This is a genomic window from Candidatus Hydrogenedentota bacterium, assembly GCA_019695095.1.
Classification (GTDB): domain Bacteria; phylum Hydrogenedentota; class Hydrogenedentia; order Hydrogenedentales; family SLHB01; genus JAIBAQ01.
Genome location: JAIBAQ010000062.1, coordinates 18,707 through 31,575 on the forward strand (window position 1 = coordinate 18,707; position 12,869 = coordinate 31,575).

Here is a 12,869-nt window from a genome sequence, read left to right on the forward strand (position 1 = left end):
ATCGAACACCAAGGTGTTTCAAAGTGAAGCACCTGCTATCCTGTGACGAGGGCGCATCCTCGTGTTAAACTCTCTACAGGATGCGAGCACCCAACAAGGATCCGGAATTCATGTCTAAGTTTCTCCCGTTATTTCCCCTGCAACTCGTTGTATTTCCTGGCGAAAAGCTGAAACTCCATATATTCGAGCCCCGCTATAAGCAACTCATCGGAGAGTGTCGGGATAGCCAAATCACGTTCGGAATCCCTGCATACATCGACAACAGAGTCGCCGAGTACGGCACGGAAATGCGGTTGCTGCGCATCTTCGCCACGCATCCCGGCGGAGAAATGGACATCCTCGTCGAGGGAATCGGCGTGTTCCACCTCGAAGACTTTCAGCGTCAGGCTCACGACAAGCTCTACCCGGGCGGACACGTGACTCCCCTCGATATCGACGAAGCCGCGTTTCCAGTCACGCTTGAGGAATTGGCGGAGCAATATGCTCGCTTTCACGACCTCTTGAAAACGGGGTACACGCGCGACCGGTTCGACATCAAGAACATCTCGTATCAATTGGCTCAGGAAGTGGGCCTTTCTCTGGTGCAGAAGGTGCAACTCCTGGCTATCTCGAAGGAGTCGGACCGGCAGTTGTATTTGATTCAGCATCTGCACAAAATAATCCCGGTGTTGGAGGGGGCCGAAGACACGCGGCGGCGCGTAAAGGGCAATGGGCATTTCACCAAACTTCCGCCCATCAACCTGTAATTGCGAAGACGGCGTGCACTGGAGGCTGACATGCGCGAGCCATCGGTAAGAAGACCTGCAGTAGCGGGGCAGTTCTATCCGGCCAACCCGATCGATTTGGAGCGTACCGTCGCATCCTACATTGAGGATGCCGAAGTGGAACCCGACCCGACGCGCGTCATCTCCGTGATTGCTCCGCACGCGGGGTACATGTACTCCGGCGCCACCGCAGGTCATGCGTTCGCGCGCGCCCGGGGCAAATCGCCCGGCCGCGTAATTCTTCTCGGTTGTTCGCACCGCTATGCGATCGAGACGGCCTCAGTGTTCACGGGTGAAGCCTTCGACACACCGCTGGGGCGTTTTCCCGTTGACCTGTCCTTCGCCGTGGGTCTAGCGAAACGTCTCGACTCCCAGTGCGAAGAAGCCCATGTTCAGGAACATGCCTTGGAGGTGATGCTTCCGTTTCTTAAGGTGGCCATCGGAATCGTCCCCATCGTGCCCGTACTCCTCGGGCCGATGGCAGTCGATTGGCACACTCGGGTAGGTGAAATCATCGCGGAGATGGCGGATCCAGGTGATTTTGTCGTAGTATCCACCGATCTTTCTCACTACCTGTCCGAAGAGGAAGCCAACATGACTGATCGCCGTTCGCTGGATGCCGTGATGAGCAAGGATGTGCCTGTCTTCGCTAAAGGCGTTGCCAGAAAGTCTGTTTCCATGTGCGGAGCATCTGCAGTCCTGGCTTCCATGGTCTATGCGCGGGAAGCGAAGGCCGATGCGTGGCGCTTGCTCGACTACCGTACCAGCGCCGCTGCCTCCGGCGACTACTCCCGCGTTGTGGGTTACGCCGCAATGAGTATGGAACGGTCCGCATGACGGTTCGCGAAGTCTGCGCAATTCTAGAGCGGCTTGCACCTTCTCAATTCGCCTATTCCTGGGACCGAGCCGGACTCGCGCTTGGAGATCCCAGTGCTCCCGTGTCTCGCGTTCTCGTAGCGTTGACGGTGACGAGTGAAGTCCTCCAAGCCGCGAAGCGGGCCCGCGCCCAATTGATCGTCTCGCACCACCCCCTCATATGGGAACCTCTGAAATCACTTCGCAGTGATAATCCTCACGCGAGACTCTGCCTTGACCTCGCCTCGGCCGAAATTGCCTGCTTTTCAGCGCACACGAACTTGGATCTCGCCCCTGGCGGGGTGAACGATGTGCTCGCGGCCAAGTTGGGTCTGATCAATCTCAGGCCCCTTCTTGACGCGGAGCACGTCTCCCAGGTGAAGTTGGTTACCTTCGTTCCCGAAGCGCATCTGGCCGCCGTACGAGATGCCGTCTGCAACGCCGGTGCCGGCGTTATTGGCGACTACACCTATTGTTCGTTCAGCTCACCGGGCATCGGAACCTTCCTGCCCGGTGACAATGCGCAGCCGTTCACCGGCAGGAAACACACGGTGAATGAAGAGCCGGAGCGTCGATTTGAAGTGCTCGTCCACGCGGCCCGCCTGGAAGGAGTTCTGGCGGCGTTGCGGGCGGCCCACCCCTACGAAGAAGTCGCTTACGATATCGTTCCCTTGGCAAACCGGGATGATTCAATCGGATTGGGGCGACGCGGCGACTTGCCAAAAGCCCAGACACTCAAGCAGTTTGGGTCTCACGTGAGGAAAGCCTTGGGTCTTAGTCACATCCGCCTCGTTGGCGATCCTTCTCGACGGGTGCGGCAGGTGGGGGTCATTGGCGGCGCAGGCGGAAATCTGCTCGATTCGATTCCGCCGACTGTCGACGTGTTGATCACCGGTGATGTAGACTACCATGCCGCGCTGGCAGCGACCGAACGGGGATTGGCTGTAATCGATGCCGGTCATCACGGCACGGAAATTCATGTCGTTCCGGCGCTAGCCGGATACCTGAAGAAATGCGCACCCAAGCTTCGAGTAAGTACGTACATCGAGGCGGAAACTTTTCGAGCAATAACGGAGTAATCTATCTTTGACTTCTGAATCTCTGAAGATCCTCTACATTTGCAGTGAAGCGACTCCTTTTATAAAGACAGGAGGTCTTGCTGATGTATCCAATGCATTACCGAGAGCGTTGCGCGCGCTCGGTCACGATGTGAGGATTGCTCTACCCTGTTACGGTACCATTCCGGAAGAGTTGCGCGGCACGCAGGTGGCCACTTGCAGAGCCCGGCTTGATTCTGACACGGTGTTTGGAGCGCTTCGCGAGACTACGATTCCAGACTCGGACGTGCCGGTGTATCTCGTCGAGCACGACATCTATTTCATGCGCGACCATCCCTATGGCCGTGGCAATGCCGAATACTCGGATAACCTGGAGCGCTTCTGCTTCTTCTCTTTGGCCGCTCTTGACGGTGTGCCGCAAACGGGTTGGACACCCGACGTGATCCACTGCAATGACTGGCACACGGCGGCGATCCCCGCTTACATCAAGACCCATTTCCTTGACCACCCGGCGTGGAAGGGGAAAGCGTCGGTCTTCACGATTCACAATATGGCATACCAGGGCAGGTACCCATCATCTCTCATGCCCAAGACGGGGTTAGGGTGGGAACTTTTCACGCCCCGTTACCTTGAGTATTACGGCGATTTGAATCTGATGAAGGCGGGCATCATGTTCGCCTCGAAGATCAACACAGTCAGCCCAACCTACGCGAAAGAGATTCAGACTCCCATCGCCGGTTGCGGTCTTGAGGGAGTCTTGCGCTCTCGAACAAAGGACTTGAGTGGGATCTCCAATGGTGTCGATCATGACGTCTGGAATCCAGCCAAAGACCCGCTCATCGATGCGAAGTACTCTATCGAAAACATCGCCGGTAAAAAGAAGTGCAAACGAGCCCTGCAGAAACGGCTCGGGTTACCCACGATAGATGCACCGCTGTTTGGCATGGTCTCCAGACTCGTAAGCGATAAAGGAATTGACCTCCTGCTATCGGTTCTTGAATCCTTTCTCGCCATGGATGTGCAGATTGTCATTCAGGGAACTGGAGATGCGGCACTTCACAAGGCCTTGGAAGAATACGCCGCGAATTTCCCCGAGAAGTTCAGTGTTAACTTCGTGTACGACGAGAAACTCGCCCACCAGATTTACGCGGGCAGCGATTTCTATCTCATGCCGTCCCGCAATGAACCGTGCGGTCTGAGTCAACTCTACAGTATGGCCTACGGCTCCATTCCCGTCGTTCACAAGACGGGCGGCCTTGCTGACAGCGTGACGGACGCGACGAGCGAGAATCTTGCATCCGGAAAAGCCACGGGATTCTCGTTCAAGGACTTCAAGGGCGAGGAACTGCTGGCGACCATCGACAGAGCATTGGCTGCCTACCGCGATCCGGCGATTTTGCAGGCGTTGCAGAAGACGGGTATGAAGACCGATTGGTCTTGGGGAGCATCCGCGAAGGCGTACGTCGACCTCTTTCGAAAGGCGATGGCCGCGCCGTGAACACGTCCACGCTTGAGTTGACGACTCGTTCGCCCGAACAGACCGAGGCCCTTGGAGCAACACTCGTGTCCATGCTCGTACCCGGTTCCGTGGTGGCGCTCTACGGCGACCTCGCCTCAGGAAAGACCTGTTTTGTCCGGGGCATGGCGTCGTATTTCGGTGAGGCGTCCCACGTGCACAGTCCCACCTTTACCCTTGTAAACGAATATGGTGAGGATCCCAAACTGCAGCACGTGGACCTGTACCGCCTATCAGGACCCGCTGAAGTGGAAGACTTGGGTTGCACAGACTTTCTCTACGGGACTGGAATTTGCGCCGTTGAATGGGCTGAGCGTGCGGCAGGCCTGCTCCCCGAACGTCACGTGGAGATACGGTTTGAGCATGCCGGTGACGACCTTAGGCGGATAGTAATCAGCGATCACGGGATCCTGCCCGGAACTTGGGCCGCCGCGTTAAAGGAAGTCATTGCGTTCTCGTCATAGGCTCAGGTTGCGCAGTGCAGCCATCAGTTCTTTCATGTTCTGAAAGCGATCTTCCGGTTGTTTCGACACGCATTTCAGAATGATGGCATCCAACTGGGGCGGCACTCCTTCAACGACCGTGCTGGGCGCGGGCGGCGTTTCCTTCAATTGCCGTTCCAGAACATTCTGCCCTAGAAAGACGGTCTCTCCGGTTAGGCACTCGTACAACACCAGTCCCAGCGCGTAGACATCGCTACGGACATCTGCTTCTCTTCCTAGCACCTGCTCGGGCGCCATATAACTTGGGGTGCCCATAACGACGCCCGTCTGTGTCATGCGCGAGTCTTCCGCCTTCGCGAGGCCGAAGTCCGTCAGCTTCACCAAACCGCCTTTGGCCAACAGAATATTGTCCGGCTTGATGTCGCGGTGAACGATTCCTGCATCATGAATCGCAGACAGCGCGTTGCAGGTCTGCACGATCAGATTTACCGCTTCTCTGGGCTTTAGCCCCTTTTTTGTGCTCAGGTATTTATGGAGGCTGGGCCCTTCGATGTACTCCATGGCGATGTACGCTTTGCCCACCGACGCGCTGATGTCGTAGATAGCGATGATGTTCGGGTGGTTTATCTTCGCGGCTGTCCGCGCCTCGCGAATGAAACGTTGCCGGTACTCCTCGGAACTGTCTATCACGCTCCCCAGGAATTTCAGGGCGACAGGGCGATCCAATTGCTTGTCGCGCGCGAGATACACCACACCCATGCCGCCACGCCCCAGTTCTTTCTCCAGGATGTATCGGCCGCCCAGGTTCTCTTCGACCGACTGCATGACGCGCGTCGCAACCTGAGACTGCGGCACGGAGGCGTCCGCAGTCGAATGCGCGGGAGTGAATTGTCCGCCAGTGCCCTGAATCGAAATACGCGAGGAGATGCTCGAAATACGCTGCGCGACATCGCGGAATCCCACGTTCACGGTGCGGATCTTGTAGAGGATCTCGCGCGATTCATCCAGTTTGCCCAACTGCTCATACGCAAGCGCCAACATGTAGAAATAATCGACCGTCGCTGAATCCACGCGTTTGCCGGTTAGATGGTTGTCCAACGCGGCCGCGCAGTGCGGGTAGTCGTGCATTTCATAGAAACAACGCCCCAGCAAGCCGCGAGACACGTCAAAATTGGGGTCGGACTCTTTAACCTTCTGGAGTGCCTTGATTGCTGGCTCGAATCGCGCCGCATGGGCGTAGGCCAATCCGGCCCGGTAAAACTCACCCACGCGCTCAAAACACTCTGCCGCTCGCACAGGGTCTGCAGCCTTCGCAAAACACTCTGCCGCGTGCAGCAGATCACCTGCCTGCACATAGGCGGCAGCCGCTTCTTTGAAATTGCCCTTGCTTTGATGGAAGCGTCCAACAATCTGCGAGGCCTCCTTTTCGCGACCCGCTTCCTTCATACTTGCCGCGGCTTCGTCGAGCCGTCCCGCAAGCAGGAATACTTCGCCCGCTCTGCCCGGATTGCCAGCCTCTTTGTACAATGCCGCTGCCGCGTCGTAACGTTGTGCCTGCTCGAAGCGCCCAGCCACCGCGGGTATGAGGGCTGTCCGCTGTTCCGCTTTCAGACGCTTCTTGCCCACATCGCTCGTGAGCAACCGATAACATTCCTCTGCCGCGGCAACCTGCAACGCAACGGGGTCCGTGGGGTTGTTGAAGTACTCCATAAACGCGTTGGCAGCCTCAACAACCTTTCCACCCGCAACGTACGAAGCGGCGGCGAGTGCCGGCTTCCCCGCCCGCATCAGCGCTGCGGCGGCATCTCCATGCTTGCCAATCTCCGTGAACAGACGCGCGGCGGTGTCGAACTCCCCTTCTTTGGCAAGCATTTGCGCGGCCTTTGCCGTGTAGCCCGCCTTGGCCAGGGACTCGGCGGACTTCAAACGCTGCCCGGCTTTTTTGTAATACTTGGCGGCCTCTTTGTGCTTGTTGAGCGATGCGTAGACCTCTGCCAATCGGACCCAGTTGCGGTCCTTCTTGAGTGGCTTGATGGTCGATTCAAGGTTTTGTGCAGCCTCGATATTCTGCGTGAATTCCTGTCCGCTCAGTGCGCGAATATCTTTCGCATCCGCCAGACGTTTATTGCGCCCCGTCATCCCTTCGATAACGTGCCATACCCAGTTGAAGAGCCTGGCCAGAATGTACAAATACACAAAGCCGGTCGCGAGCCGCACGATTACGAGCAGGCTGCCCTCAAGCGTGAACCCCGCGAAGTTTTCGACCAGCTTCAGCGGCACATCCAAAATGTAGAGTAATGCGTTCATGCCATCTCCCCGCACACGTAATAATATAGACTGTTGCGTCACCGGGCGCGCATATACTACGTGATAGGAGGCGCTTCGACAAGGGTGTTACCTGGCAGATCCCGTTCGCGTGTACTCCCAGAATCTCGTGTGAACCTCGCGCATTGGCACGAAGACCGGGATTGCGTAGGATTCCTGGAAGTGTTGCCGGTCCGTCTGGACTACTCAACGCTCGCAGCGAGACGTGAAATGGGGGAGGGGACGCTGACGTCTTACACGAACGCCTCGAAGGTGGGCTGCTGCGTCGAGCGGGCAAAGGGAATTGTCTCGTCCCCAACTCGGATGTTTATCTGGGGTCTTTCGTCAGGAGGTGGCGTCCCTTCAAGTCGACTCTGTATTGAACCCGCGGCATTGCTCAAACCGTTGATGAACGTGCGCGCGCTGTCAACGGCTCCGATTCCTGCTGAGCGAAAGTCGAAAGATGGGGGGGCTGCCGGTGTCTCTTCTTGCGCGGACAACTCGGTTCTTGCTTGCGATTGGCGCTCACGGATTCGAGTCTGTGCTTCTTGGAGCGTCTCGACGATTTGGGTCGAGCCTTCCCGACTGTAGCCGATCGTCTTGACCGCGATTCCTGGCAAGGAGACTGTCCCATCACCAAAACCGACCTTATCGGGCTCAGGTGTATCTTGTGAAAATAGAGGAGAGGAGTTCTTCGGATCTGTTTCGGGCAAAGCGGTTTGTTGACGTACCCGTCCGAACTGCGAGTACGTTTCGGTACCGCCAATCAAGCGCAGATTGCCAATGTTCGATCCAATTGACAATCCCATGGCCACTATCCCTTAACCTATGTCCCGAATTCCTGGATTTCAGCAGAGTAATTATCCCACTTCAACTCCAGAGTTGTCAAGTGTGACAAGTGGGTCTTTCCGATCTAACCCTTTCAGGGAAAGCAGCTTAAGACGTCTTCATGCATCGGCGATTTGCGCCAAGTTGCCGGTACTTAGGAAGAAATCACCCGGTCGAAATTACCATCTCATCCGGGTCCAGGACGGGTATGCCGTCCGCACACCCCGGGCATTCCTTGGCGTCATAGCTCTTCATCGCAAGGTAAGCGAGCGGCTTGTATGGACAGTCAAAATTGGCCTCGCCCGCGCTGCGGTCAATCAGCACCGAGACTCCAACGATGGTCGCACCCCGCCCGCGCAAATGCTCGATAGTCTTCTTAACCGACCCGCCCGTTGTCACGATATCTTCCACAACCAATACGCGCGTCTTCGGTTCCAATCGGAATCCGCGCATGAGGGCCATACCGCCTTGACCGTCTTTTTCCGTGAACGTGGAGCGGCAATCCAAATGGCGAGCCGTCTCGTAGGAAAGGATGATTCCGCCTGTGGCGGGCCCCACGACCATTTCGACCATTTCCGATTTCCACATTTCGGCAATAGCCTTGCATAGCTTTTCCGTGTAATTCGGATGCTGCAACACCCGAGATGCTTGTATGAACTGGCTTCCGTGTCGTCCGCTCGCATACTCGAAGTGCCCCTCAAGCAACGCGCCCGTGGCTCGAAAGATGTCAATCACCTGACCGGCATTCATACCGAAAGCTCCTCGATTACTCTTACCGTTGCCGTCGCGGGATCTTCATTCGCGACGATAGGCCTTCCAACCACAATGAAGTCCGCGCCGGCTTCCGCCGCTTGCCGCGGCGTCATGAAACGCGCCTGGTCATCTGCCGCCGCCCATGCCGGACGGATGCCTGGAGTCACAATGAGCGGTTCGGGGCCGATCGCCTCCCGCACGATGCCAATCTCATGCGGTGACGCGACAATCCCATGCGCCCCGGACTCGACCGCAAGCTTTGCGTACCGGGCCACGGCCTCACCCACGGACTCCTGCAAGCCAACTTCCGAGCGCAGCATGTCTTCATTCAGGCTGGTTAGCACGGTTACGGCAAGCAGCTTCGTATCCGTACCGTCCACGGCCCGCCGCGCTGCCTCAATCATCTTGCGGCCGCCAGCCGCATGAAGGGTTGCGAGCGAAACACCCAAATCCGCTGCCGCCTTGGCCGCCTTTGCCACCGTATTCGGGATGTCGTGCAGCTTCAGATCGAGAAAGACCTGCGCATCACGCCCCACGAGGTATTTCACCATGGGCGGGCCCGTGCGTGAAAACAGTTGAAGGCCCACTTTGAACCACTCGCAACTTCCGCACGCGTTGGCTATGGCCATAGCCTGCTCACGCGTGTCTACGTCGAGCGCGATTATCAATTGCGTTTTGCGGTCCACGTCCGAGTCCCCCGTATTGTACTGCTTGAAAACCAGTGTATCAGAGGCGCATTGCGCCAATTAAATCGCTTATCGAAGCCATTTCATGCCGGACCAAGTACTCTTCGATGCCTTGGAGTACCTGCATGGCCGCGTCGGGCTGACGGAACGACATGGAACCCACCGACACCGCCGTTGCGCCCGCGAGCAGGAATTCAATCGCGTCTTCCGCTCGGCAAATACCGCCTGTGCCGATGATTGGGATTTTGACGGCGCGGTGCGCGTCCCAGACCATCTTCACGGCCACGGGCCGAATCGCCGGACCGCTCAGTCCTCCCACGATATTCGAGAGCCGCGGGCGTCTCGTTTCCGCATCAATCGCCATTCCAAGCAGCGTGTTGATGAGGCAGAGCGCGTCCGCGCCTGCTTCTTCCGCAGCCAATGCCGGCTCCTGAATATCCATTACGTTCGGAGACAGCTTGATAATCAACGGCAGCGTAGTCGCCGAACGTATCAATTTCGTATAGGCCGCAATCATGTCCGGATTCTGAGAAACCAGCACGGCGCCGCGCGCATTTCGCGCGTCGTGCACATTCGGACACGACAGGTTTGCCTCTATGGCGTCTCCCGCCTTCTCCTGTTCGATTCGCCGGGCCAGTTCCGCGTATTCTTCCGCCGAATGGCCGTAAATGTTGGCGATAATCGTCGCACCTACGCTTCGGAGAAACGGGGCCTTACGATTGAGATAATCGTCGATGCCTACGTTTTGAAGACCGATGGCATTCAGCATGCCCGCCGGAGTCTCTACCAGACGGGGCGGCTTGTTGCCCGAACGCGGTTTCAACGACAAGCTCTTCGTAGTGACCGCACCCAGCCGCGCCACGTCGAAATACTGGTTGTATTCCTGGCCGTACCCAAAGGTGCCCGACGCCACCGTGACCGGGTTCTTCATCCGAAGCCCGCCCAGGTTAATCTCCAGGTTGGGTTTCGTGTCTATACTCGTTTCAGTTGCCATCTAATCGTGCCTTCAACCCGGTCCCTCGGCCAACGCGCTTGCGATGATGGGCTAGTCCTTCGCGACGATTTTGCCCGACTCGTCTTGGTACTTCAGACCCGACGGCAGAAGCTTCACTCGCTCCTGGTAGAAGACATCCTGAATCGCGTTCAGCGATTTTCCGCGGAAGTTGCTCGCCTTCAGTATCCCTTCGTAAATCGCCCACCGGTCACCGTTCTCGCTTACGATAAGAAGGGCCGTCCGGTTGCGGTCTCGCGAGGTTCCAAACTTCTTGTATTCACGGCTTCGGATTACGTTCACCAGACCGTTGTTCATTTCCGCCGCATGGCCCGTCTCAAGGAAAGCCTTGATCAGCTCATAGCGAATGGCCCGCGTGCGGATAGCCTGTTTGACTGCATCCGTGTTAACCACGACCCCGTCTCTATCGGCGATCTGAGGTTCGCGATTGCCTTCTTGAATAGCGGCCTCAATCTCCGCCGCCACGGCCCGAATCGAATCCGCCGGCATGTCGGCGTAGTCGGGTTTCATCTTCATAAATGTGTGGCAGCCACACAACATCGTGAGGGCAACAAAGAACACCAGCTTCTTCACATTCACTCTCCTTGGTGATTAGCAACCACGACTTGGTTCTTGCCCCGGGCTTTTGCCTCGTACAATGCAATATCCGCAGCACGAATCAGCGCCTCGCAGTCCATCATCTTATCATGCTCCAGCTCGCCAATCCCAATGCTCACCGTGACGTTGACTCCAGCCGGTAATCCCTGGATCAACGTCGTAGCCACTTCGTGGCGAAGACGTTCGGCGCGCGACGAGGCCCCTTCCGGGCCGGTCAGGGGCATGATTATCGCGAATTCCTCACCTCCATATCGCGCCGTAATGTCGCTGCGGCGCGTAACGCGCTTCGTACGGGAACCCAGTTCCCGCAGAATTTCGTCTCCCTGGAGATGACCATATTTGTCGTTGAACTGCTTAAAATTGTCGATATCGAACAGGACGAGCGTCAGCGGAAGCCGATAGCGTCGCGCCCGCTCGAATTCTTCCTCCAACCGCTGCCTGAAGTACCGGTGATTGCTCAGCCCCGTCAGTTCGTCGGTTACCGCGAGGTGTTCCAGGCGTTCGTTCGCCTGTTGAATCGAGTCAAAAAGCTGGGCGCGCTCCAACGCGTTTGCCGCAGCTTCTGACACGACTTCGCAGAAATCGATCTCTTGCGTCGAGAACGGACGCTCTCGGCGTGCAATGCGCAAGAAAAGCGAGCCGACGTTCGGGTCCAGCAGAAGAATGGGAACGACCACTATCGCACGCAACCCCGCCTTGCGCATGAACACTGCGTGCGGTTTGGTCAATGGGTCCCGATATGCGTCTTCAACCACGACTTTCTCAAATCGGCGCAGCGACTGGACAATTTCAGGATACTTCGTGAGATCGATGAGCAAGTCGCTGACAGCCTGATCGTCGTGTGATGCCAGCACGTGCCCTACGTCTTCGCTGCCCCACACGCGAACAACCGAACAGCGGTCGATCTCCAGCACTTGGGCAATACGCTCCACAAAAACGAACAACACATCGTGGGAGCGGCGCTTTCCGGAAATGGCTTTTAATATGGAAAGGACGGACGACAAGTCGCGCTCTCTTCCGTCGGCATACGCGCTTACGAGAGCCGAGAACTTCGTGAACATCCCCAGCATCTGCTTGTTCCACTCAAACGCCTGCGCATCTCCCAGCTGGGCTGCCAAGCTGTCTGAAATGGTCTGACCTCCGCTCTCGCAGAATCGACGTGCCAGCCGCACTACTTCGGCGCGGTCACACGTCCATCCAGCTCGATACTGCACGGACTTGCGCGCACCCTCCAAGGTCAGACGGGAAATCATGGCGATGCTCACCGACGGAGAAAGCAATACAAGAACGTGATATCGCGAAGACTCCGAATCGAGCGCAGGCATGGCCACTACGTTCCGTGGCTTCTCGTTCTCTTCGAATGCAAAGCCAAAAACCTGGCAACCTGAAGCCTCTTCCTGAAGCAGGCCGCAGCCGGGAACCATGGCGCTTGTCTCTGCATCCACAAAAACATGGAGCGATTGGAGAGGTTCGGAGAGTACGAATTTTACGCATTCGGCGGCCATGGAGCGGAAGATATCCTTGGAGATAATCCGGTTCATCGCTTCCGAAAACAGGCTTTCTTCTAGGCACACGTGGAGCGACGATTCCATGGTAAGACCTAAGACTCCTCTTTCCCCCGGAGAACACACGAACACGAACATTTGGAACACGGTATTATTGGTGGCACGTATTTCGAAGTCAAGATAAGTGAGGTGAGATCTCAGTGATCCCCAGTTTTTGGAAGAGGCTTTGAATAAAGGCCGTACATGGTGTGACTCCGTCTAAAATGGCCTCGAGTAGGAAAAGTCAAGGGTACCCGGAGGGTATTCACCATGTACGAGCCGAGCAAGTTTTTGGCATGGCTGGTCGCCAATGTCGAGGGTATGCGTCTTTCCCGAAGCAAGACAATGGCGGCAATTGTGAGTGCTGCGATGCTTATGAGGGGAATCGGGGTGCTGGCTCTGGGACGGGCCATGTCGGGGGAAATATCCGCCAAGCATTGTATCAAGCGGGTTTGGCGCTTTCTGAGAAATGAGCAATTGGAGACCGAAGCGGTATTCAGGGCGATGTT

13 protein-coding genes are annotated in these 12,869 nt (G+C 56.9%); 6 read left to right on the plus strand and 7 right to left on the minus strand.

Translation table 11 applies throughout. The annotated features are described in order from the left end of the window. Positions 1–110 precede the first annotated feature (110 nt). From K1Y02_12060 to tsaE, 5 genes are read left to right on the plus strand one after another with little or no spacing between them, the layout of a single operon-like run. Positions 111–746: an LON peptidase substrate-binding domain-containing protein gene (locus K1Y02_12060; GenBank protein MBX7257087.1), complete on the plus strand. Its 636-nt coding sequence runs from the start codon at positions 111–113 to the stop codon at positions 744–746. Between the two features lie 30 nt (positions 747–776). Further along, positions 777–1,601 carry an AmmeMemoRadiSam system protein B gene (gene amrB, locus K1Y02_12065; protein ID MBX7257088.1) on the plus strand — a complete coding sequence of 275 codons (825 nt, stop codon included), beginning with the start codon at positions 777–779 and terminating at the stop codon, positions 1,599–1,601. Then, positions 1,598–2,698 carry a Nif3-like dinuclear metal center hexameric protein gene (locus tag K1Y02_12070; GenBank protein MBX7257089.1) on the plus strand — a complete coding sequence of 367 codons (1,101 nt, stop codon included), beginning with the start codon at positions 1,598–1,600 and terminating at the stop codon, positions 2,696–2,698. The genes amrB and K1Y02_12070 overlap by 4 nt, the downstream gene beginning before the upstream one ends. A gap of 7 nt (positions 2,699–2,705) precedes the next feature. Next, entirely contained in the window at positions 2,706–4,175 is a 1,470-nt protein-coding gene (gene glgA / locus K1Y02_12075; protein ID MBX7257090.1) for a glycogen synthase GlgA, read from the plus strand. Then, positions 4,172–4,657 carry a tRNA (adenosine(37)-N6)-threonylcarbamoyltransferase complex ATPase subunit type 1 TsaE gene (gene tsaE, locus K1Y02_12080; protein ID MBX7257091.1) on the plus strand — a complete coding sequence of 162 codons (486 nt, stop codon included), beginning with the start codon at positions 4,172–4,174 and terminating at the stop codon, positions 4,655–4,657. The genes glgA and tsaE overlap by 4 nt, the downstream gene beginning before the upstream one ends. Here tsaE and K1Y02_12085 read toward each other — a convergent pair. The 7 genes from K1Y02_12085 to K1Y02_12115 form a co-directional block, all read right to left on the minus strand. Next, entirely contained in the window at positions 4,652–6,943 is a 2,292-nt protein-coding gene (locus K1Y02_12085) for a protein kinase (GenBank protein ID MBX7257092.1), read from the minus strand. The genes tsaE and K1Y02_12085 overlap by 6 nt on opposite strands. A 251-nt stretch (positions 6,944–7,194) precedes the next feature. Continuing rightward, positions 7,195–7,749, minus strand: a complete 555-nt coding sequence (locus K1Y02_12090; GenBank protein ID MBX7257093.1) for a hypothetical protein — start codon at positions 7,747–7,749, stop codon at positions 7,195–7,197. A 184-nt stretch (positions 7,750–7,933) separates the two neighbouring features. After that, on the minus strand, positions 7,934–8,503 hold the full coding sequence (gene pyrE / locus K1Y02_12095; protein ID MBX7257094.1) for an orotate phosphoribosyltransferase: 570 nt from the start codon (positions 8,501–8,503) through the stop codon (positions 7,934–7,936). An 11-nt stretch (positions 8,504–8,514) separates the two neighbouring features. After that, on the minus strand, positions 8,515–9,207 hold the full coding sequence (pyrF, locus tag K1Y02_12100; protein MBX7257095.1) for an orotidine-5'-phosphate decarboxylase: 693 nt from the start codon (positions 9,205–9,207) through the stop codon (positions 8,515–8,517). Between the two features lie 40 nt (positions 9,208–9,247). Beyond that, positions 9,248–10,201: a dihydroorotate dehydrogenase gene (locus K1Y02_12105; protein MBX7257096.1), complete on the minus strand. Its 954-nt coding sequence runs from the start codon at positions 10,199–10,201 to the stop codon at positions 9,248–9,250. A gap of 51 nt (positions 10,202–10,252) precedes the next feature. Further along, on the minus strand, positions 10,253–10,792 hold the full coding sequence (locus tag K1Y02_12110) for a hypothetical protein (protein ID MBX7257097.1): 540 nt from the start codon (positions 10,790–10,792) through the stop codon (positions 10,253–10,255). Positions 10,793–10,794: 2 nt separating this feature from the next. Continuing rightward, positions 10,795–12,408, minus strand: a complete 1,614-nt coding sequence (locus K1Y02_12115) for a sensor domain-containing diguanylate cyclase (protein MBX7257098.1) — start codon at positions 12,406–12,408, stop codon at positions 10,795–10,797. 222 nt (positions 12,409–12,630) lie between these two features. Between K1Y02_12115 and K1Y02_12120 the strand changes: the two genes are divergently transcribed. Then, on the plus strand, positions 12,631–12,869 hold a 239-nt coding region (locus tag K1Y02_12120; protein MBX7257099.1), incomplete at its 3' end, for a hypothetical protein.

Excerpts from the sequence above, each read along its gene's own strand:
- K1Y02_12060 (MBX7257087.1), top strand. The coding sequence starts at position 111 with ATGTCTAAGTTTCTCCCGTTATTTCCCCTGCAACTCGTTGTATTTCCT.
- amrB (MBX7257088.1), top strand. The coding sequence starts at position 777 with ATGCGCGAGCCATCGGTAAGAAGACCTGCAGTAGCGGGGCAGTTCTAT.
- K1Y02_12070 (MBX7257089.1), top strand. The coding sequence starts at position 1,598 with ATGACGGTTCGCGAAGTCTGCGCAATTCTAGAGCGGCTTGCACCTTCT.
- K1Y02_12085 (MBX7257092.1), bottom strand. The coding sequence starts at position 6,943 with ATGAACGCATTACTCTACATTTTGGATGTGCCGCTGAAGCTGGTCGAA.
- K1Y02_12090 (MBX7257093.1), bottom strand. The coding sequence starts at position 7,749 with ATGGGATTGTCAATTGGATCGAACATTGGCAATCTGCGCTTGATTGGC.
- K1Y02_12105 (MBX7257096.1), bottom strand. The coding sequence starts at position 10,201 with ATGGCAACTGAAACGAGTATAGACACGAAACCCAACCTGGAGATTAAC.
- K1Y02_12115 (MBX7257098.1), bottom strand. The coding sequence starts at position 12,408 with ATGGAATCGTCGCTCCACGTGTGCCTAGAAGAAAGCCTGTTTTCGGAA.